The organism is Polaromonas sp., assembly GCF_012927415.1.
Taxonomy (GTDB): Bacteria; Pseudomonadota; Gammaproteobacteria; order Burkholderiales; family Burkholderiaceae_C; genus Polaromonas.
Window position 1 is genome coordinate 1 of sequence record NZ_JABBPF010000046.1, and the last position, 22310, is coordinate 22310.

The 22310-nt window shown below is 58.5% G+C and carries 17 protein-coding genes; 4 read left to right on the forward strand and 13 right to left on the reverse strand.

Going from position 1 to position 22310, the window contains the following annotated elements:
* Window positions 1-97: 97 nt before the first annotated feature.
* From HHJ19_RS04900 to HHJ19_RS04910, 3 genes are all read left to right on the forward strand, one after another.
* Entirely contained in the window at window positions 98-1030 is a 933-nt protein-coding gene (locus tag HHJ19_RS04900; protein ID WP_296904598.1) for an FAD-binding protein, read from the forward strand.
* A gap of 93 nt (window positions 1031-1123) precedes the next feature.
* A complete protein-coding gene (locus tag HHJ19_RS04905) occupies window positions 1124-2914 on the forward strand; it encodes an acyl-CoA dehydrogenase (RefSeq protein ID WP_296904599.1) in 1791 nt (596 codons plus the stop codon).
* Window positions 2915-3026: 112 nt separating this feature from the next.
* Window positions 3027-3980 (forward strand): nitronate monooxygenase family protein, encoded by a 954-nt coding sequence (locus HHJ19_RS04910; protein WP_296904601.1) that lies wholly within the window; start codon window positions 3027-3029, stop codon window positions 3978-3980.
* Between the two features lie 117 nt (window positions 3981-4097).
* Here HHJ19_RS04910 and HHJ19_RS04915 read toward each other — a convergent pair whose 3' ends face one another.
* Window positions 4098-4346: a DOPA 4,5-dioxygenase family protein gene (locus HHJ19_RS04915; protein WP_296904603.1), complete on the reverse strand. Its 249-nt coding sequence runs from the start codon at window positions 4344-4346 to the stop codon at window positions 4098-4100.
* Between the two features lie 246 nt (window positions 4347-4592).
* On the opposite strand from HHJ19_RS04915, the gene HHJ19_RS04920 reads away from it, so the two are divergent.
* Window positions 4593-5681, forward strand: a complete 1089-nt coding sequence (locus tag HHJ19_RS04920; protein ID WP_296904605.1) for a PA0069 family radical SAM protein — start codon at window positions 4593-4595, stop codon at window positions 5679-5681.
* A 118-nt stretch (window positions 5682-5799) separates the two neighbouring features.
* On the opposite strand, the gene HHJ19_RS04925 is transcribed toward HHJ19_RS04920, so the two are convergent.
* From HHJ19_RS04925 to HHJ19_RS04980, 12 genes are all read right to left on the reverse strand, one after another.
* A complete protein-coding gene (locus HHJ19_RS04925; protein ID WP_296904607.1) occupies window positions 5800-6525 on the reverse strand; it encodes a Crp/Fnr family transcriptional regulator in 726 nt (241 codons plus the stop codon).
* A gap of 32 nt (window positions 6526-6557) precedes the next feature.
* Window positions 6558-7382, reverse strand: coding sequence for a response regulator (locus tag HHJ19_RS04930; protein ID WP_366929384.1), 825 nt, complete (start codon window positions 7380-7382; stop codon window positions 6558-6560).
* 13 nt (window positions 7383-7395) lie between these two features.
* Entirely contained in the window at window positions 7396-7977 is a 582-nt protein-coding gene (locus HHJ19_RS04935) for a chemotaxis protein CheB (protein WP_296904609.1), read from the reverse strand.
* Window positions 7978-8074: 97 nt separating this feature from the next.
* Complete coding sequence (locus HHJ19_RS04940) at window positions 8075-10201, reverse strand: PAS domain-containing hybrid sensor histidine kinase/response regulator (RefSeq protein WP_296904611.1); 2127 nt, start codon at window positions 10199-10201, stop codon at window positions 8075-8077.
* 79 nt (window positions 10202-10280) lie between these two features.
* Window positions 10281-13349: a chemotaxis protein CheB gene (locus HHJ19_RS04945; RefSeq protein ID WP_296904613.1), complete on the reverse strand. Its 3069-nt coding sequence runs from the start codon at window positions 13347-13349 to the stop codon at window positions 10281-10283.
* A 160-nt stretch (window positions 13350-13509) separates the two neighbouring features.
* On the reverse strand, window positions 13510-14700 hold the full coding sequence (locus HHJ19_RS04950; protein ID WP_296904615.1) for an MFS transporter: 1191 nt from the start codon (window positions 14698-14700) through the stop codon (window positions 13510-13512).
* Window positions 14701-14808: 108 nt separating this feature from the next.
* The gene (locus tag HHJ19_RS04955) at window positions 14809-16212 is read right to left on the reverse strand and encodes a bifunctional DedA family/phosphatase PAP2 family protein (protein WP_296904617.1); all 1404 of its coding nucleotides are present in this window, start codon (window positions 16210-16212) and stop codon (window positions 14809-14811) included.
* Window positions 16213-16407: 195 nt separating this feature from the next.
* A complete protein-coding gene (locus HHJ19_RS04960; RefSeq protein ID WP_296904619.1) occupies window positions 16408-17079 on the reverse strand; it encodes an amino acid ABC transporter permease in 672 nt (223 codons plus the stop codon).
* A gap of 95 nt (window positions 17080-17174) precedes the next feature.
* Window positions 17175-17957, reverse strand: a complete 783-nt coding sequence (locus tag HHJ19_RS04965) for a transporter substrate-binding domain-containing protein (protein WP_296904621.1) — start codon at window positions 17955-17957, stop codon at window positions 17175-17177.
* Window positions 17958-18070: 113 nt separating this feature from the next.
* Window positions 18071-19696, reverse strand: coding sequence for a phosphoethanolamine transferase (locus HHJ19_RS04970; protein WP_296904623.1), 1626 nt, complete (start codon window positions 19694-19696; stop codon window positions 18071-18073).
* Between the two features lie 153 nt (window positions 19697-19849).
* Window positions 19850-20707 carry an S-formylglutathione hydrolase gene (gene fghA, locus HHJ19_RS04975; protein WP_296904625.1) on the reverse strand — a complete coding sequence of 286 codons (858 nt, stop codon included), beginning with the start codon at window positions 20705-20707 and terminating at the stop codon, window positions 19850-19852.
* Between the two features lie 311 nt (window positions 20708-21018).
* Complete coding sequence (locus tag HHJ19_RS04980) at window positions 21019-22125, reverse strand: S-(hydroxymethyl)glutathione dehydrogenase/class III alcohol dehydrogenase (RefSeq protein ID WP_296904627.1); 1107 nt, start codon at window positions 22123-22125, stop codon at window positions 21019-21021.
* Window positions 22126-22310: the final 185 nt, after the last annotated feature.

Here is a 22310-nt window from a genome sequence, read left to right on the forward strand (position 1 = left end):
CGGAAAAACGGTGCCTGACGACGCAACCCTGGTTGACAAGCTCAGAAACGAAGCCAAAGTCATCTAACAGTTTTCCTGACCAAACGGAAGTAAACCCATGACCTCTTTAGTCATTGCAGAACACGACAACGTGAGCATCCGGCCCGCCACTCTCAACACCGTGACCGCCGCCAGCCAGTGCGGCGGCGAGGTACATGTGCTGGTCGCCGGCAAGGGTGCCGAAGCCGCCGCCAAAGCAGCATCCCAGATTGCGGGTGTGGCCAAGGTCATCCATGTTGAAGACGCTCACTTTGAACACGGCCTGGCCGAGAACATGGCCGCGCAGGTTCTCGCCATCGCCAGTGCCTACTCGCACATCCTGTTTCCGGCCACGGCGTCGGGCAAGAACATCGCGCCGCGCGTCGCTGCTCTTCTGGATGTCGGCCAGATTTCCGACATCACCAAGGTTGACGCGGTCGATACCTTCGAGCGGCCCATCTATGCCGGCAACGCCATTGCCATCGTGCAAAGCCTGGATGCGACCAAAGTCATCACCGTTCGCACGACCGGTTTTGACGCGGCAGCCGCTACCGGCGGCGTGGCCGTTATCGAAACCCTGAACGGCGTGGCCGACAACGGCAAGTCTTTGTTCGTGGGTTCGGAAATCGCCAAGAGCGACCGGCCTGAATTAACTGCCGCCAAAATCATCGTGTCCGGCGGCCGAGCCCTTGGCTCCAGCGAGAAGTTCGACGAAGTCCTGACACCGCTGGCAGACAAGCTGGGCGCGGCGCTCGGTGCCTCGCGCGCGGCCGTCGATGCAGGTTACGCCCCCAATGACTGGCAGGTCGGCCAGACCGGCAAGATCGTCGCACCGCAGTTGTACGTGGCCGTGGGCATTTCAGGCGCTATCCAGCATCTGGCCGGCATGAAGGACTCCAAAGTCATCGTGGCGATCAACAAGGACGCCGAAGCACCGATTTTCAGCGTCGCGGATTACGGCCTGGAAGCTGACCTTTTCACGGCAGTGCCTGAACTGGTTTCAACCCTGTAAGGCAAAAAACATGAGGGGCGTCTTGACGGACGCCCTTTTTTTATCCGTACTGTCTGCATTGCCGGACAGCTGTTGACTGGAACTGGAAAAAAAATGAGCTACAAAGCGCCCCTCAAAGACATGCTGTTCGACATCAAACACCTGGCCAATATTGAACAGGTTGCGCTGATTCCGGGTTTTGAAGACGCCGGCTTTGAGACCGCTGAGGCGGTGCTGCAAGAATGCGCCAAGTTCAATGAAGGCGTGTTGTCGCCGTTGAACTGGGAAGGCGATAAAAATCCATCCAGCTTCAAGGAGGGTGTCGTGACCACAACCCCCGGCTTCAAAGACGCCTTCAGGCAGTACGTCGAAGGCGGCTGGCAGGGCCTGCAGCACCCTAGCGACTTTGGCGGGCAGGGCCTGCCCAAAACCATTGGCGCGGCCTGCGGCGAAATGCTCAATTCTGCCAACATGAGCTTTGCCCTGTGTCCGCTACTGAGCGACGGGGCCATCGAGGCCTTGCTAACAGCCGGCTCCGACGACCTAAAAGCGGTTTACCTGGAAAAACTGGTCACCGGCCAGTGGACCGGCACTATGAACCTGACCGAACCCCAGGCCGGCTCGGACCTGGCTGCCGTGCGCAGCCGCGCCGAGCCGCAGGGCGACGGCAGTTACAAGGTGTTCGGTACCAAAATTTACATCACGTACGGCGAACACGACATGGCCGAGAACATCATCCATCTGGTGCTGGCCCGGGTCAGCGGCGCGCCTGAAGGCGTTAAGGGCATCAGCCTGTTCGTCGTTCCCAAGTTTCTGGTCAATCCAGACCTGTCTCTGGGTGCGCGCAACGACGTGCATTGCGTCAGCATCGAGCACAAGCTGGGCATCAAGGCATCGCCCACCGCGGTGTTGCAGTATGGCGACAACGGCGGCGCGGTGGGCTATATCGTCGGTGAGGAAAACCGCGGCCTCGAATACATGTTCATCATGATGAATTCGGCGCGTTACGCCGTCGGCATGCAGGGCATTGCAATTGCCCAGCGGGCCGACCAGAAGGCCGTGACCTTCGCCAAGGACCGTGTGCAGAGCCGCCCGGTCGATGGTTCGATCAAGGCCAGCGCGCCGATCATTCACCATCCCGACGTCAAGCGCATGCTGATGACGATGCGCGCCTACATCGAAGGCTGCCGTGCCATGGCCTCCGTGGCTGCTGCCGCCTACGACGGAGCGCATCACCATCCTGATGCCGATGTGCGCAAGCAGAACGAAGCCTTCTACGAATTCATGGTGCCGCTGGTCAAGGGCTACAGCACCGAGATGAGCCAGGAAGTCACCTCGCTGGGCGTGCAGGTACATGGCGGAATGGGCTTTATCGAAGAAACCGGCGCGGCGCAGTACTATCGCGACGCCAGAATCCTGACCATCTACGAAGGCACGACCGCGATTCAGGCCAACGACCTGGTCGGCCGCAAGACCGCCCGTGACGGCGGCCAGACAGCCAAGGGAATTGCCGCTCAGATTGAAGCGACCGAAAACGAGTTGCTGGCGCAGGGCGGCGCCGACGCTGTCGTCGTTGCCAAGCGTCTGAAAGCCGCGCGGCTGGCGTTGCTCGATGTGGTCGAGTTTGTTGCCGCCAACACCAGGACCAGTCCGAATGCGGTGTTTGCCGGCAGCGTCCCTTACCTCATGCTGGCCGGTAATGTGGTGGCTGGCTGGCAGCTGGCGCGCTCGCTGCTGGTGGCTTCGGAACAGCTTGCCGACGGTGTGGAGGCTGACTTCATGAAAGCCAAGATCATTACCGCCCGCTTTTACGCCGACCATTTGCTGACCAGGGCTCCAGGCATGCGCGACAGCATTGTCGAAGGCGCAGACAGCGTCAACGCACTGGCGCTCGAGGCTTTTTAAAGCCTTTCGGGCCATTGAGGTTTTTGCTATTGAATCAATAGCTGCCCATGGCGGTAGTTATTGGACAAGAGCGCTATTTCGCTACAAATTTGACAACAATAACGGAATCATCATGTCGAGACTGCCCGGCGCACTGAATCATTTGCCATTGCCCATCATTGGCTCGCCCCTGTTCATCATCAGCAATCCCAAGCTCGTGATCGAACAATGCAAGGCCGGCGTGGTGGGTTCCATGCCGGCGCTCAACGCGCGGCCGGCAGCGCAGCTCGAAGAGTGGCTGATCGAGATCACCGAAACGCTGGCCGCCTACAACCTGGCCAATCCGGGCCATCCCGCCGCGCCCTTTGCCATCAACCAGATCGTGCACAAGTCCAACGACCGTCTTGAGCACGACATGGCGATGTGCGTGAAGTACAAAGTGCCCATCATCATCACAAGCCTGGGTGCACGAGAGGACATCAACGCCGCAGCGCACAGCTACGGCGGGGTGGTGCTGCACGACATCATCAACAACAAGCATGCCCACAAGGCGATCGAGAAAGGCGCCGATGGCCTGATCGCCGTGGCCGCCGGTGCCGGTGGCCATGCGGGTGTCAAAAGCCCGTTTGCCCTGATCCAGGAAATCCGGCAATGGTTTGACGGTCCCATTGCACTGTCGGGCGCCATTTCCACCGGTGGGGCGGTGCTCGCCGCCCAGGCGATGGGTGCGGACTTTGCCTACATTGGTTCAGCCTTCATCGCCACCGAAGAAGCCCGCGCCTCAGACGCATACAAGCAAGCCATTGTTGAAAGCAATTCGGACGACATCGTCTACAGCAACCTGTTCACTGGCGTGCATGGCAATTATCTTGCGCCGTCAATCCGCGCTGCCGGCATGGATCCGGACAACCTGCCCGCGAGTGATCCGAGCCAAATGAACTTTGGCGGCGACAAGTCCAAGGCCTGGAAAGACATCTGGGGCTGCGGTCAGGGCATCGGCTCGGTCAACGCGGTGCAGAGCACGGCCGCGTTTGTCGCCCAGCTCAAACGTGAATACGAAGAGGCACGGCAGCGACTGCTGGCTTGAATCCCGACCGGCCGGTTTTTTGGCAGGTCGTTACCGGTTTGGTCGGCGTGAGTAGTTGAAACTTTTGATGAAATAGGGCTTGTGTCCAGAATTTACCGGCATGCATAGCTATTAAATTCATAGTGAAGTCCCAGGGTGAACGAACATCGCCCATTTGACTACCGATGCCTCGCTTAGCTTGGCCGTATGCGCGGTGTGGTTTGCCAAGTCGCCGCCTGTGACACCGTGCACCCGCACATTCAAGCCGTTCCGATACTGATCCAGCCTGGCAATGAGGCGGTTAAATTCCGAACTGGCAAAAGCCAGCTGGCGGGTCCACCGCGAGTGCGGGCCAACTTCGCAGTCATGCACCCGTTCCGCTGCCATTTTGAACAGATCGCCCGCCTCCTGACACAGTGCGCGTCCGCTCTACCGGTACCGGGCCGAAATAAACGTGAGCATGATAGTGGGGGGTGGATGTTTTCGGGGCGCTTGATCATCGCAACAACAGTTGGCAAAGCTCCACATTTCGCTTCAGACGATCACACGTCAAGGTATTTAGTTTTGTTGTAAGCTGTGTATTTGTACAGTTAAAACCGGCCTGCGAATTTACCCCTCTGGCCGCGCAACCCCATGACCGACATTATCATTCCCATCCATGCCATCAAGGGCCGGGGCAGCGCCACACGCATCGCTCACCGATTTGAAAAAGATACGCGCGATGCGTATGACGATGGCTGGGGCACGCTGCAGGAAGCCACGGCGGGCGAATCCGCACGGCTGCAGACGGAAGTCATTTTTGAAGACGCCCGCAGCGCCATTTCCAGCAACGACTCACCCGATATTTTTTTTGACTACGGCCTCAACCCTTACCGGGGTTGCGAGCACGGCTGCGTGTACTGCTATGCCAGGCCCACGCACAGCTACCTGAACCTGTCGCCGGGCCTGGATTTTGAAACAAAAATCATCGCCAAACGCAACATTGTCGAGGTGCTTCGGACTGATCTGGCCAAGCGCCGATATGTCCCCAAGCTGCTCAATATCGGTTCGGCCACCGACTGCTATCAACCCGTGGAGCGCGAGCTGCGGTTGACCCGCGGCGTGATCGAGGTCTTGCCGCAGGTGCGCCATCCGTTTTCACTGGTCACCAAGTCCAGCGGGGTGGAACGTGACCTCGATTTGCTGGCGCCCATGGCGGCCGACAGGCTGGCGGCGGTTTATGTGACCATCACCACGCTGGATGCAGAACTGGCGCGCAAGCTCGAGCCGCGCGCGGCTGCGCCGCATCGCCGCCTGCGCACCATCCGGGCGCTGGCCGATGCAGGCGTGCCCGTCGGCGTCAGCGTTGCGCCCCAGATACCGTTTGTGAATGACGACATGGAGCAGGTGCTGCAAGCGGCCCGGGACGCCGGCGCGCGTACGGCTTTCTACACCGTGGTACGCCTGCCCTGGGAGGTCGCGCCTATTTTCAAAGAATGGCTTGAGTTGCATTACCCGCAGCGGGCCGTGCGCATCATGGCGCGCATTCGCGAGATGCGCGGCGGCAAGGATTACGAAGCTGATTTCGCCACGCGCATGAAGGGCCATGGCTTGTGGGCCGACCTGATCAGGCAGCGCTTTGAAAAAACCTGCCACCGGCTGGGCCTGAACCGACAGCGCACCGAGCTGGACTTGAGCCAGTTCAGTCCACCCGGCGTGAAAAGTCAGGGCAGCCTTTTTTGAAACGGTGAAATCCCAGAAAGAGCAGGCGGAATTTATTCCTGCCCAAACGTGTGGTTTTTCAGAAAGCTGCCGGGCGTGGTGGGGGGGAATTCCAGGCGACCGTAGAAACGTCTTGAAGCTACCGCACGTCGTACAGCAGGCGATTCAATTCTTTTTTAACAACGGCATAGCACTCGCAGGCGTGGGCCTCAAGTCCATTCCGATCTAAAACCGTGATGTGGCCACGGCGGTAGCGAATAAAACCGGCACGCTGCCATTTTCCGGCGGCGTCGGTAATGCCTTCCCGGCGCACGCCGAGCATGCTGGCAACCAATTCCTGCGTCATGATCAACTCGCCTGAAGGAATCCGATCAAGTGTCAAAAGTAGCCAACGACACAGCTGCTGCTCCACCGAATGGTGCCTATTGCACACGGCGGTCTGGGAGATTTGTGTAATCAAGGCCTGCGTGTAGCGCAGCAACAAACGCTGCATCAGTCCGGCACGCTTGAACTCCTGCTTCAGCCGGCTGCGCTCCAGCCGGTAGGCATAGCCCGCGGTCTGCACCACCGCGGAGCTTTGCGTGGTGTCTCCCCCAAGAAATAATGAAACGCCGACCACGCCTTCATTACCAACACCTGCCGCTTCAGTCGTCGCGCCTGACGCCATGACATAGTGCAGCGACACGATGGCGGTGGTGGGGAAGTAGGCATGCAGCAACTCTCCCCCAGGCTCGTAAAGAATATCACCCAGCTGCAGTGGGAATAATTCCAGATGCGCAATTAGAGGCTCCAATTGCGCTGCCGACAGGGCCGCCAGCAAATGATTTTGCCTCGGGCTGTGTGGGATTGAAAGGGGAAGTGACATCCGTGAAAGCTGAGTTTCTGCGCTTTTGCGTGCTAAGGCTTGGCGGTGGTTTCCACGCCAATGCCGCGGAAGCCAAAGAAGCGGCAGGCGTTGTCGAACATCGGCTCTCCGCTCACCCGAAACTGCTGGACCGAGCCGTCGCCGTTAACCCGGCTGAACGGAAAGTCAAGGAAGGGCTGCCGGGCTGCAATCTTTGCCTGAAGCATTTCCCGCTCTGTCTGATTCCACCCGGTTATCTCTTCATCGGTTTGCTCACCAAAAAACGCGATCACCCGAATTCCCAAAATCTCCAGAACCGGGCCAGACACGGTGGTGAAGTCTCCAGTCGCGTTCTGTTCCCAGTACCAGTCGGAGGCAAGCTCTGTCAGGCTGCGAAAGCGGGCTTCACTTTCGCGCAGCTTGGCTGTCCGTTCCTGCACCGTTTGTTCCAGAACCTTGTTGTAGTCCGCGATTTTTTTGTACAGCAGCCGCACTTCCAGCATGTTGTGAATACGCGTTTTTACCTCCACCAGATCAAACGGTTTGCTGATGAAATCCTTGGCGCCAGACTGCAGTGCGCGCAATTTGTGACCAGGCTCGGCGGTCAGCACGATGACCGGCAAGTAGCTGTCGGCGTCGTCTTTCTTGAGACCTTCCATGACCTGGAATCCATCCATGCCTGGCATCTTGAGATCAAGCAAAATCAGGTCGTAGCGGTTTTGGGTATGCAGCCCGCAAACCTCGGCTGGGTTCATCGTTGAGGCAATGCAGGTATAACCCGCCTCGCTCAACAATTGCTCCAGCAACTGCACATTGGCGACCTGGTCGTCCACAATCAGGATCCTGGCGTCAAGAATATCGCTTGTATTAACCATCATTATTTCCCTTTTTTTATTGGCGCGCGCTGACTTCCAGCCCTGCAATTTCCACAATCTTTTGAGCGATGTCTTCCGGCGATAGAACGAAGTCGATGCAGCCACTGGCAATAGCGCTTTCCGGCATGTCGGGCTGGGTCGCTGTACTGAGTTTTTGCGCAATGGTGATGCCGCCTACATCCTTGATGCCGCACAGTGCGGCGGCCCCGTCTCCGTCATATCCCGAGACAATCACTGCAACCAGCTTGCCATCCCAGCAGTCGGTCAGTGAGCGCAGGAAAACCGTGATGACGTCAGGCCATCCCCGGGGTTTCGAGATGGGTTTGAGAATAAACACGCCATCTCCGATGTGCAAATCCCGATTCGCGGGGATGATAAATACACGGTTCGGCTCGATTAGCAGCCTTTCCGTGATGAGATCAACGGGCATGCTTGTAAATCGGGGAAGGACTTCATGAAGTTGAGTCGGCATGATGGTGATGTGATTCACGATGACGATAGCCACCCCCATGTCAGCCCGAAGATGTTTCAACAATCGGATGTACGCATCAAGGCCACCGGCCGAACCGCCGACACAAACAATAGGAAAATTTTTCATTCTGAAAACTGCTCTTTATGGTTCCGATACAGCATTGGAGAGGTCTGATCGTCCACCTTCAGGATGGAAGCCTGGAAGCTATCGGATTGATTCGCTGTCATCTATCACTTTTGCTTGCAGCGCGATCGGGTACTGCTCGCGCTACCGCCAGCGCTTCATCCAGCGTAGCCATGAATTGGTCAATCTTGATGGGTTTGGTGATGTACCTGAAGAACCCGGATTCCAGACCTTTATCTATGTCGCGGGGTATGGCATTGGCGCTGAGAGCAAGCACTGGAATGTTGGCTGTTGCCGGATTTTTGACCAAAATTTCCAGCACCTCAAGGCCGCTGATGCCGGGCAGGTCGATGTCCATCAAAATAACATCGGGTAGGGCGGTCTGCGCAATCTCGACGCCACTGTTGCCGTCCCGTGCTGTGAGCAGATGCATGTGGGGGTGGCGCGCGATGAGTTCTTGAATCAGCATCAGATTGGCCAGGTTGTCCTCGACATAAAGCAACGTGACAAGCGGCGCTTCGGCGCCGGTTTTGACCTGGGCACAGGTTAGCGGTGGAACTGCGTGAGAATGGGAATGACGCTCGCCCGTCAAGTTCATCTCCAGCCAGAAAACACTGCCTTGTCCGACGATGCTTTCAACGCCCATGACCCCATCCATCAGTTCGACCAGCCGTTTGGTCATCACCAGCCCGATGCCCGTTCCTTGTTCGGCGCGTGCCTCTTGTCCGAGCCGGTTAAACGGCTGGAACAGGTGATCCACTTTTTCTGGCGATAGACCTTCGCCGGTGTCTTCCACGCGAATGCGAATCCGCCCGGGGGCAGTGGCAATGCATTTCACCACGACCGTTCCACCGGCCTTGTTGTATTTGATGGCATTGGAAAGAAGATTGATAAGAATCTGCTTCATCCGTGTGCTGTCGGCTTTGACAAAGTACGGCGTTTCGAGTTCTGTAAAAGTCACGCCGATGCCGCGCTCGTGCGCTTGCGGCTCGATCATGGTTTTGCACTCGAGCATCACTTCGGCAAGCGATACGGGTTCCAGTACCAGAGCCAACTTGCCTGACTCGACTAGCGCCAGATCGAGGATTTCATTGATGAGTTCAAGCAGATACCAGCCGGCCTGAAGAATTTGATCAATGCTGCGCTTCTGGGTCGGCGTCGGCGGCGGCGTGCCAGACTCGATGAGCTGGGCGAATCCGAGGATGGCACTGAGCGGCGTGCGCAGCTCGTGGCTCATGCTGGAGAGAAACTCCGATTTCGCACGGTTGGCTTTGTCAGCAATGATGGTCGCGCGCTCAAGGTCGGCGTTCTTGTCCTGAAGTGCCTGGTCCAGTAGCTCGCGCTCTGCCTCTGCCAGCCTGCGCGTGGTGATATTATTGAAAATGACGGCAACTTTCCGGCTTTCCGGTCCGCCGATCCGAAAAGCGTAAAGTTCCAGCACGCGCCCCTGGGTAGCAAGGCTGCGTTCAAACCTTATCGGTATGCCGGTTGTACAAACGCGGTTGTAGGTAATGAACCAGTCCTCGGGTTCCTCCGGCAATATTTGACGGATGGTTTTTCCGATCACGTCAGTTATCCCGGATTGCAACATAAATGCCGGATTGACTTCGATGTAGCGAAAATCCAGCGGCTTGCCCGCCTCGCCGTCAATCTTCTCGAGGACGCAAAAGCCTTCATCCATCGAATTGAACAAATTGCGATAGCGCTCTTCAGAGTCACGAATGGCATCGTCCGCCCGCCTGCGCTCTGTGACATCGGTCATCACGACGCGGAGCACTGACACACTATCGGCGTTGTTTTCGGCGGTGGCCTGCAAAGTTACCCAAAGCGGCGTGCCATCGCCTTTTAGCATCTGCAGCTCGCAGCCTTGCTGTCCACCTGATGCCAGGAGTTGTTTGCGGTACAGGTAAAAGCCGTCCTGATGCGATTTGACGATAAACCGGCTGAACCGCTGCCCGACAATGTTGCTCCGGACCATACCCAGCAACGTGCTGGCGGCAAAATTGGCTTCCAGAATCAGCCCTTGCTCGCTGACCGTGCAGTAGCCCACTGGCGCGAGATCATAGAGGTCGAAATAGCGCGCCCTGGCGGTGTCGAGTTGCAGTTGCGCGTGCCGGAGTTCTTCGTTTTGCATCTCCAGTTCGATTTGATGCACATGGAGTTCATGCAGCGTTTGCCACATGGTTTCGGGCGACTGCGCTTCCAGCTTTTTTGAGGACAGGGACATTTTTTCGCGGGCAATGTCTTCAGCTCGCTGACGCAGCGCCTGCCCCCCGCTGGTTACCGATATTTGATGGCCAGTCGTTTTATCCGGGTCTTGCATCGTGCACTTCCGTTGCTTGAGCGATTTTTGGCTGTTTTGTACGTTCCGTGGTGGCAATGGCATACATGTGACCCAACTCATTGACCAAGGCGGTGGATGTCAACGAGACATCCTTGATGCTTCCGTCCTTGGCTATCCGCTGGGTCTGGTAGGGCTCCAATGTTTCTGCCTGGCTGAGTTGATGCGCGCTGACCAAGGCTTTCTCCCGCAGTGCCGGTGGAATCCGGTCGCGCACATTCATGGTCAGAGCTTCTGCCTCACTCCAGCCATACATCCGCACCGCGCCGGGGTTCCAGGCAATGATGCGGCCATCCAGGTCCTGCACGGTGATGGCGTCGAACGCATCCCGCACCACCACGGCCAGACGCAGCAGCTCATTGGCTTTGCGCAGCGCTTCGCGTGTGCGAACAATCTCGGTGATTTCTACAAAGGTAATGACCGCGCCCTCGATCACGTTGTCCAGCGTGCGGTAGGGCAGGATACGCAAGGTGTAGGACTTGCCCTCCGACGTCAGCACGTCCACCTCTTTGGGTATCAGCGTTTTCAGTACCGTTTGTGCATCGGCCACCAGCTGGTCATAGCCCACCAGATTGGAAACAATGTGGCCTATGGGTCTGCCTACGTCGCTCAAAATCAGATTGATGATGAGCGTAGCCGCCGGCGTGAAGCGCAATATGCGCAGGTTATGGTCTACAAAGACGGTGCCAATGCCGGTGCCCGCGAGCAGGTTGTTCATGTCATTGTTAGCACGCGAGAGGTCCGTTACCTTGGTTTGCATCTCGGTATTGACCGTGGCCAGCTCTTCGTTGATCGACTGCAATTCTTCCTTGGAGGTCTCCAGTTCTTCGTTGGTGGACTGCAGTTCCTCGTTGACTGATTGCATTTCTTCGTTCGACGACTTCAGCTCTTCGTTGGAGGTTTCCAGCTCTTCGTTGGCAGCATGGAGGTGTTCTTCCTTGGCCTGCAGCTCTTCATTGAGCTCCGCAATCCGCGCGCTTGCGTCCATGGTGCTGCCTTCGGTGCCGACAATCATTGGCACCGCAGCCGGCGTTTGCGCGTGTGCGGCTCCTGCAGCTGCCTCTTCCAGAATAATCAGGAACAAGGGTGACTCCAGCGCAGTGGCCCGACCTTGCGTCACCGGGGAGACGGGGGGGTTGGCCATTGTGAAGTGGCCGTTGGTTTTAACGCGCAAGCCGAGAATACGCACACGCTCTTTTGTGCCCGCAGCTTTATGCAGGGCCGTGGTCAGATCGCGTCGTAGCCCTTCGCGCGCCATCTTCAGAATATTGTTGATGCCTGCATCGCCCGGGGCGGGTTCCAGGAACATGCCGGTACGGCCGTGCAGGTAAAGGATGTCCCCCTGGCCATTGACCAGTGCGCCGGTGGGAGTAATTTGCTGCAGCAGGGCTTGCTCGGTCATTTCCCGCAGCGACAGTTTGGCCAGGGGGGTGTCTTGCCCGGCAATCGGGGGCAGCGCGGCATCCCTGCCCAAGGCAGAAGACAAGGGCGGCAGGTGCGACAAAAAGCGGCCAAGTGCCACGCGTTTTGTACCCTGAAAATCCTCTTTGCGCTGGTACACCTTGCACTTGCGATTCAGCGTGGCAAACAGATCAGCGAATTCACCGACAGTTTCCGACGTGCCCAGAAAAAGCATGCCACCCGGGATCAAGGCATAGTGAAACAGCGGAATCAGCTTTTTTTGCAAGTCTGAACCCATGTAGATGAGCAGGTTGCGGCAACTGATTAGGTCGAGTCTGGAAAAAGGCGGATCTTTGATCAGGTCGTGCTCGGAAAAGACGAGCATGTCGCGAATGCCTTTGTGTATTCGATAGGCGCTGCCATCAGGCTCGGCGGCAAAAAAGCGCGCCAGGCGCTCCGGCGAAATGTCATCGGCAATGCTTGCCGGATAGATGCCGGCTCTGGCTGTGGCAATGGCGCGGCCGTCAATGTCGGTGGCGAAGATCTGCACCTTGCAGCTTTGTTTGAGAAACTGCAGGCGCTCTTGCAGCAGGATGGCAATGGAATAAGCTTCTTCGCCGGTGGAGCACGCAGTTACCCACACGCGAACAGTGCTGCTCGTGGACTTGCCCTCAAAAAGGTTGGGAATGATTTGTGTCTCAAGCACCTCGAAGGCTTCCGGGTCGCGAAAGAAGTTTGTCACGCCTATCAACAGGTCGCGAAACAGCGCATCGACCTCAACTGGCGTCTGCTGAAGATATTTGACGTAGCTGTCAAATCCATCGACCTGGTGGACGGCCATGCGCCGCTCAATGCGGCGGTAGATGGTGCTGAGTTTGTACTGCGAAAAATCGTGGCCAGTCTGGGTCCGCAAAAGGATAAATATCTTTTTCAGTGCGTTCTCGTTAAAGGACCCCGTGACGATGGCGGGCTTGGAGGGTCTGCTGAATGCGCGGGTAGCATAAGCCATGAGCTGGGCCGGCATCTCGGCGGGTGCCAGCTCGTAGTCCACCAGGCCGGTAGCCACGGCGCTGCGCGGCATGCCGTCAAACTCGCAAGAGTCGGTGTTTTGCACCATGACCATGCCACCCTCGGCCTTGATGGCCCGCACGCCTAAAGTGCCGTCGCTGCCGGTGCCGGACAACACAATACCGATAGCCCGTTCGCGCTGGTCCTGCGCCAGCGAGCGGAACAGAAAGTCAATCGGCAGGCGATGACCGCGCGGTGCCGAGGGCTTGAGCAACTGAAGCGAGCCGTTGAAAAACGCCATGTCGCGGTTGGGCGGAATGATATAGGCACAGTTGATTTGCACAGCCATGCCGTCTTCAGCCTCAAAGACCTTCATACGGGTGGTGCGCTGAACCAGTTCAGTCAGAATGCTGCCGTGGTCTGGCGCCAGATGCTGCACCAAGAGAAAGGCCATACCGGGGTCAATATTGGCGGGCATGCCGGAAAAGAAGGCCTCAAACGCTGCCAGCCCACCAGCCGACGCGCCAATACCCACAATCGGGAAGGTGCCGCCAGGGTAGCTGGTCGTGTCGGTCGCCTTTGACGAATTTTGGTCTTTGTGAGGTTCTTTTTTTTTCGTGGTCATATTGGCATCTGTTCCGGGTTACTTAAAAATTGTGCTTTGCCCCCATACCGATTTTGCAAATTCTAAGGCTTGGTTCGAATTGAACTGGATGCGAACTTCATAGGCGGATAAGTCCTTGCCCAAAAAGCAACATACCGGCCGGGGCCGGCTAGGCTGGCGGTTAAAGACGAAGCGGCCAGGCCAGACCAAGCAGGGCAATCGCGCTGAATGCGGCTCCGGCATAAAACGTAAATGAGGCTCCGAGCCCGTCCCATAACAAGCCGGCGACGGCACTGGCAACCAGCATGGCAATTCCGCTTAACAGGTTAAAAAAGCCATAAGCCGTTCCACGCAAGTCGGGCGGGGCGGTATCGGCCACCATGGTTGCCAGCAAGCCCTGGGTTACGCCCATGTGCACGCCCCAAAGTGCGACGCCCGCGAGGACCACGCTCCAATGCTCGCTGCTTGCGAGTACCAGGTCAGCTGCGATCAGCAAGACCAGGCCGAGCGCCAATAGTTTTTTGTGACTCATGCGGTCGGACAGCCTGCCGAATGGGTAGGCCGAAGCGGCATAAATCAGATTCATCGCCACCATCACGAGTGGAACAAGGGCGACCGCAATACCACCTTGTTGCGCGCGCAGCACCAGAAAGGCCTCGCTGAATCTTGCAAGCGTGAACAGGGCACCGATGCCCACGACCCGCCAGTACGGCGCGCCAAGGCGCTTGAGGTTTTCCCTGCGAATCGGATTTGACCGCTTCAAGCCCTCGTGCCTTTCGGGCTCGCGCACGCCGAACACCAGCAGCGTCACCGCCATCAGACCCGGAATGACCGCAACCCAGAAAACCGCGCGGAAGTCGTTGGCCCACAACAGCATCAGTCCCACTGCCAGCAGCGGGCCGACAAATGCGCCAACCGTATCAAGCGACTGGCGCAGCCCGAAGGCGGCGCCGCGCACATCCGCAGGGGCCAGGTCAGCCACCAGCGCGTCACGGGGCGCGCCTCGAATACCCTTGCCAAGACGATCCAGCAGACGAGCCGTCAAAACCAGCCCCATTGAAGGAGCCATCGCAAACAAAGGCTTGCTCAGAGCGCCCAAGGTGTAGCCGAAGACTGCCAGCCCCTTGCGTTTTCCCAGGTAGTCGCTCAGGGTCCCGGAAAACACCTTGACGATCAGCGCTGTGGATTCAGCCAGTCCCTCGATAAGACCGATTGCAAAGACACTCATCCCCAAGGTGGTGAGCATGAAGAGGGGAAGCAGGCTGTGGATCATTTCGGATGAAATATCCATCAACATGCTGACGAAACCGAGCACCCAAATGCCGGCGGGAATTCGACCTGCAGTGCTATTGCTCCGGTTTAGTGGCGTCATTTGCCGGTCCGTGATCTGTTAAAAAAGAGTTTGAGATTCGAAACGCTGGTTGGAATATGGCGCGGGATTGTTGCTGAACAGCGCCGGATCGGCCCGTCAAGTTGGCTGTCAGGGCTTGAGGTTGACATCATTTTTAGCGGTAATTCCGGTGCCTGCGCGGTGGTGCCAGAAAGTGTTCATGCCGGTAAGACACAGCGTCAACCATGCAAGCCCTTCGGCAAAAGCGGCAAGTACATCACTCAGGTAATGAACGCCAAGATACAGTCGGGTAAGCGCCACCAGCAGCACCATCGCGACAGCGGCCAGCGCGATCATCACCCGCCAGCGCCAGGCCTCGATTCTCGCCACCAGCATGGCAGCCACAACACCGTAAACCAGCGTCGCCCCGGCCACATGGCCACTGGGAAAGCTGTAATTTGAAGCCACCAGCAACGGGTTTTCAAAGCCGGGCCGGATACGATGAAACGAATACTTCATCAGGATATTAAGCAGCATTCCGAACGGCACGGTCAGGCTCAGGCAAATCAGCCAGTACCAGTTCCGCCGCCAGGCCAAAAAGCCTGCGACCAGTACGACGGCACCCGCGACCGGGAGGGGGTCATGGAAATGCGTGATGGTCAGCATGACGCGGGTCAACAGTGGTGTAGCGTGGTCATGGAACCATTGGGCGACCTGCACATCAACAAGGGTGATCGGATCACCGCGGACGACGTCTTCGGCAAGACCGCCGAACAGCCAGCTGGCACCCGTCAATACCAGTGCGCCTACCGTGAGTTCAAGCCCCAGATAATTGCCGGGCGATAGCCTGGCCTGGATAAATGCAATTTGAGGCGCAAAGCGAACGCGCAAGGTATGGACGTACGGGCGCTGAAGAAAGCGACGCCAGCTTTGCCTGACGAATGACTCATGCCGCACCGCCCAGCGCCACAGCCAGACCAGCAGCAACGCAAATATCACGATGCCACCCAGCACGGCGCTGGCTCGCCCCAGCCACCGACCCGCGGTTTGCCAGCTGGCGCCCAGAAAGTAACCCAGCAACGTGACAGCAAGCGACCAAAGCGCCGCACCCAGCACGTTGTACGGGAGGAACTTGCCATAGGGCATTCGGGAAGAGCCCGCCAGGAAGGGCACCAGGGCGCGGGCAAAGCCGACAAATCGGCCCAGAAACACCGCCTTGCTGCCATGCCGCGCAAAAAAGGTGTCGGCCCTGGCAATCCGCGCGCTGGTAAGGCCGAACCGGCTGCCGTAATGCACCAGCGCCGGGCGCCCCATCCGTCGGCCCATTTCATACCCAATGCTGTCGCCAACGGCTGCGCCAACCGCAACAACAGTAATCAGCACGTCCAGATCGAGCAGGCCTTGCGCAGCGAGAAATCCGGCCAGCAAGACAAGGCTTTCGCCGGGAATCACCAAGCCCATAAAAGCCGCTGATTCCAGCATCGCACCAATAAAGAGCAAGAGATAGCCCCACTGTCCAGTGCGCTCGACGAGGTGGGTCAGGTACTGCAGCATGGGTGTTTCCTCAAAAGATCTTGTTGCGCGCTTCGGTTATCGCCGAATTGGCCCAAGCACCATCGAGCGGCCCAGGATGACCCGGTAAAAAAGACCAAACTATCTCCGCAGGATGAGTGGGTTAATTCCCGGCGCGACCCGCGCCAGGACGAAAGCCTTGAGCGCCAGATTGCGTTGCGTCTCATCATCCCCCGGTCACGACCGCAAATAACTCCTGTTCAAACGCTTCTCCAGCTTTTTCTGCAGCGTCTCAAACGATGCGCTCATGGCCCAATAAATGGCCGCTGCCGCCAGATACAACGGAAAAGGCTGGAAAGTGGTGGCAATTACTTCTTTGGTCGCGAGCATCAGCTCGCTCACGGCAATCACCGACACCAGCGAGGTGTCCTTGATCAGGCTGATCAGGCTGTTCGAGAGGCTGGGCACCGCCAGACGCAAGGCTTGCGGGCCAATCACATAGCGCAGCGTATCGGTTTGCGTGAGCCCCAGACTGCGGGCGGCATCCCATTGCCCGTGCTCGACGCCATTGATGGCGCCTCGAATCGTTTCAGACAGGTAGGCCCCGACGTTCAGGCTCAAGCCCAGAATGCCTGCCGAAATCGGGTCAAACTGGATGCCTATGCTGGGCAGTCCGAAGTAAATCACGAACAGTTGCACCAGCAGCGGCGTGCCGCGCATGCAACTCACGTAGATCGACGCAAATTGCGACAGCACGCGCACCTTGGCCAGCCGGGTGATGGCCACCAGCGTGCCGATGATCGTGCCAAAAAAGACGGAAGCCAGCGCCAGCAACAGCGTCCATGCGGCGCCCTTGAGCATCAGCGGAAGTGCGTCTCGCAGCAGCCCAGTTAAAGCGGACAGATCCATACAGCTCTCCAAAAATCAAAACCCCGGCGACAGACCGGGGTTGCTTCAGGCGCCTGCCGATACGGGCGCTCGACTGGAGGCATGTTACTTCCTTATTACTTCGCGGCTGGTGGCTTGCTCACATCGCGGTCAAACCATTTGTTGGAGATTTTGGCGAAGCTGCCGTCGGCCTGTAGATCGGCCAGCGCCTTGTCGATGGCGGCCTTGAACTTGGGGTTGCCTTTGACAAAAGGGATACCGGATTTTTCAAGCTCGCCCACGAAGGCACCAGGTTTCAGCGGCAACTTTGTCTTCTTGACGATGTAGGGAATTAGCAAGCTGTCGTTCAGCGCCGCGTCGATGCGGCCCAGCGCCAGATCCTGCAGGTATTCGGGCGAACCCGGATAGGTTTTGATGTCGATGCCGCCGACGGCTCTGGCGACTTCGGCAAAATTGGTCCCCTGGCCCAAACCCAGCTTTTTGCCTTTCAGGTCAGCCAGGGTTTTAAAATCGCGCTTTTCGTCTTTGCGAATAATGAGTTGCGGGCTGGAGACCGTGTAGGGTTCGGAGAAATCAAAGGTCTCCCTGCGCTTATCGGTGATGCCAACCTGGTTGATAACCACATCGTATTTGCCGACCTGCAGGCCCGCCAGGATGGCACTCCACTCGCTGGTACTGAATTCGGCCTTGACGCCCATCTTTTGCGCCAGGGCGGTTGCCAGCTCCACTTCGAAGCCGGCGAGCTGGCCGTTTTCCTTGTAGTTGAACGGCGGATAAGTGCCCTCCAGCGCTATTTTGAGCGAGCCGCGCTGCTTCACCGTGTCCAGCAAATCAGCCGCGCTGACGCCCAGCGCAACTGAAAAAAGAAGCATTGAAGCGAGTGCTTTGCGCGTACTCATATTTATTCCTTGTCTAAAAGTTGGGAAGTTGAGACCAGGCAAGAATAATAATGGCGTTGAAAAAAAGGGAAGTGGCATGGCCAAAGACCCCCGCAGACTATCGGGTGGGCGCCTCACGCACCCGCCGGCCTCGCGCAGCGGGCGTACAGGTCCAGTTCTGGTTTGTACACACGGGTCTGCACATTCATCAAGCCCAGTACGGAGTGAAAGTAGTTGTCGTGGCTGACCGGTGCATCGAGCTGCTCCTTGAGGCAGCGGGTGGTGATCTTGCTGCGCTGCTCGAATTCAGGTGACAGCCAGGTGATCCAGGGAACGTGCTTCTGCACATCGGGCGCAATGCTGTAGGGCATGCCGTGCAGGTACAGATTGTTTTCTCCCAGCGATTCGCCATGGTCGGACAGGTACAGCATGGCCGGCGCATTGTCCGATTCGCGCCCCTTGAGCCACTGGATGGCAGAGCCCAGAATGTGGTCGGTATACACAATGCTGTTGTCGTAGGCATTGATTAGCCCTTCCTGAGCGCAGCTTTGCAAGGCGTTGTCGGTGCATTCGGGTAAAAATTTCTTGAATGTGGGCGGTGAGCGTTTGTAGTACGCAGGGCCGTGGCTGCCCATCTGGTGCATCACCACCACCACGCCTTTGGCACGGCGCTCGGCGCTCAAGGCTGCAATACGCTGGTCCAGGCCTTGCAGCATCACTTCATCGAAACATTCGCCACCATCGCACAGGCCCGGCACCTTCAACTGGCTGGTATCCACATTGGGAACGCGGTCGCACACGCCTTTGCAGCCCGACTGGTTGTCCAGCCACAGCACGGCAAGCCCCGAGTGTTGCAACACGTCAAGCAGGCCTTCGTAATTGGCCGGGCGCGAGTCGTAAGCCTGACGGCCGAAGTTGGAAAACATGCAGGGCACGGAGGCTGCGGTGCTGGTGCCGCAAGACCAGGCGTTGCGCTGGCTGGCGATGTTTTCCCGCGCCAGTTCAGGCGTGGTGGGGCGGCTGTAACCATTGATGGCGAAGTTGCCGCTGCGCCCGGTTTCGCCCAGCACCAGTAACAGCAGCGGCGGTTTGGTCTGGGCGGCGTAGTTGGCGCCGAGCCTGGCATCCTGGCCCAGTGGTAGAACGACGGATTCGTCGCGCTGGAAGGGTTTGGAGGCCACCGAGCCCAATGCGTAAAAGGAATTGAGCGGATTGATCAGGTAGCGCACATGGGGATAGTTTCGCATCACCGAAGCAATGCTTTGAAAGAAAAGCATCACCACCAGCACCAGCAGGACAGAAGTTGCCACCAAAGCTGCGACGTTGGACAGCACCTGCCGCGTCGCGCTTTGCAGCCGGATGTGCTGGCGCCACAGCAAAACGCAGGGCAATACCGCCAGCACGAGCACGGTGACAAGCAGGCGCCAGTTCAGCAGATCGCGGGTTTCACGCACGTCGGTTTGCAGCGTGTTGATCATCATGGACTTGTCGATGACGATGCCATAGGCCAGCATGAAGTAGGCGCCGAAAGCCGCTGACACGCAGAAAAGCATGATGATGGGCTTGAGCGTCCAGCGCCAGGCCAGTACGCTGAACAAGCCCGCCGTGGCAAGCCCGATCACCAGTGCCAGCGCCACGCTGATGGTGATGACCTGGCCGCTGCTCAGGTCGGGCAGGCGGGCCAGTGCGCGCCACAATGCCACATTGCAGATGGTGGCGATCCAGAAGCTGGCGAGCACCACGACCCAGATCGGCCGCATGCCGGCGCGTCCCGTGTCAGTCTTCGGGGTTCGGCGCTTTGAAACGGACGCGGGGGAAGAGGCGGTGGGGTTCAAGGGCATAACCCCGGATTGTATTTGCCAGGGATTAAGACCTGCTTAAGCTCAGGGCCATGAAGCCCTTCGAAAGCCGCCTTAAGCCCCGAGTTCGCGCCAGTGGTGCGCCAGATGATCAGCCATGAAAGTGGCGATGAAGTAATAGCCGTGGTCATAGCCTGCATGGCGGCGTAGCAGCAGCGGCTGCCGCGCTGACGCACAGGCCGCCTCAAACAGGGCCGGATGCAACTGGCCGGCCAGAAATTTGTCGGCAAGGCCCTGGTCGATCAGGATGCCGCCAGGGTAGGGCGCACGGGCCATGTCGCCCATCAAAACCGTCGCATCGTGGGCCCGCCAGCCAGACTCGTCCGCGCCGAGGTAGCCGCCAAACGCCTTGCGGCCCCAGTCGCACTGGCTGGGGCTGCAAATGGGAGCAAAGGCTGACACGGACCTGAAAAGACCCGGGTGGCGCAGCGCCAGCGTAAGTGCGCCATGGCCGCCCATCGAATGGCCGAAAATGCCGATGCGGCTCGAATCCATGGGCAGGGCAGCCGTCACGAGGGGCAGCAATTCAGCCGTGATGTAGCTTTCCATGCGGTAGTGGGTGGACCAGGGTGCCTCGGTCGCATCCAGATAAAAACCGGCCGCCAAACCAAAGTCCCAGCTGTCAGACTCACCGTGCAGATTCGCGCCGCGCGGGCTGGTGTCGGGCGCAATCAGCGCCAGGCCCAGTTCGGCTGCCAGGCGCTGCGCGCCGGCCTTCATCATGAAGGTTTCCTCGTTGCAGGTCAGCCCAGCCAGGTAAACCAGGGCCGGCACCGGGCCCTGTGCTGCCTGCGGCGGCAAGAACACCGAAAAGCGCATGGGCAGGCCAATTTCGCGAGAGTCGTGCTGGTAAAAGCGCTGTATGCCGCCAAAGCAAGCGTGTTCGTTGAGAAGTTCGGGTGGTGTTTTCATGGCGCTTTTCAGTTCAGCCGGGGGCAGCAGAACCGGCTTCGCCGGGGCGCAGCCGCCCCCTCGGGGGGCAGGGAGTTACACGCAGTGAGCGACCGTGGGTGCAATATCTTTTCTAGCAGGGGCCGCGGGACTGGCTTTGCCAGACCGCAGGCGCAGCGGCCCCCTCGGGGGGCCGGGAACTACACGCAGTGAGGACCGTGGGGCCATATCTTCTCCAGCAGGGGCCGCGGGACTGGCTTTGCCAGACCGCAGGCGCAGCGGCCCCCTCGGGGGGCAGGGAGCTACACGCAGTGAGCGACCGTGCGGGCCATTCAATACAAGACCACGCCGCGAATCGACTCGCCGCTCTTCATCAAATCAAAACCCTTGTTGATGTCTTCGAGCGGCATGGTATGGGTGATCAGGTCGTCGATGTTGATCTTGCCCTCCATATACCAGTCGACAATTTTCGGCACGTCGGTGCGGCCGCGTGCGCCGCCAAAGGCCGAGCCCTCCCACTTGCGGCCCGTGACCAGTTGAAACGGGCGGGTGGAGATTTCAGCGCCGGCTTCGGCCACGCCAATGATGATGCTGCGGCCCCAGCCCTTGTGCGTACATTCCAGCGCCTGGCGCATCACCTGGGTGTTGCCGATGCACTCAAAGCTGTAATCGGCCCCACCATCGGTCAGCTGCTGGACAGCATCGACCACGTTCTCGACATTTTTAGGGTTAATGAAGTGCGTCATGCCAAACTTGCGAGCCATCGCTTCGCGCTCCGGGTTCAGGTCGACGCCGATGATCTTGTCGGCGCCCACCATTTTGGCGCCCTGGATCACGTTCAGGCCGATGCCGCCCAGCCCGAACACCACCACGTTGGCGCCGACTTCAACCTTGGCGGTGAAGATCACCGCGCCGATGCCGGTGGTCACGCCGCAACCGATGTAACAAACCTTGTCGAACGGTGCGTCTTCGCGGATTTTTGCCAGTGAAATCTCGGGTACCACGGTGTAGTTGCTGAAGGTCGAGGTACCCATGTAGTGAAAGATCGGCTGGCCGTCCAGGCTAAATCGGCTGGTGGCGTCGGGCATCAGGCCCTTGCCCTGGGTCCCGCGAATCAGCTGGCACAAATTGGTCTTGCGCGACAGGCAGAACTTGCAATGGCGGCATTCGGGCGTGTAGAGCGGAATGACGTGATCGCCCTTTTTGAGCGTAGTGACCCCGGGACCGACATCGACCACGATGCCAGCGCCCTCATGGCCCAGGATGGCCGGGAAAATGCCTTCCGGGTCGGCGCCCGAAAGCGTGTAGTAGTCGGTGTGGCAGATTCCGGAGGCCTTGATTTCCACCAGCACTTCGCCGAATTTCGGACCTTCCAGGTCAACGGTTTCGATGGTCAGGGGCTGGCCTGCTTTCCAGGCAACGGCGGCTTTTGTTTTCATGAGGATGGAGACTTGCGCCTAGAGTGAAAGTGAATGACAAAGCACTATAAGCCAGAGCCTGCGACCCTGCGCCGCAAGGTGCGGCAAGGCGCCACTTGAAAGGGTCAATGAAAAGCGGGCAGAAAAATTGCATGGCACCTTGTCACTCGTGCCAGATGGGCGGTTCGCCCATCCAGTTGGGTAAA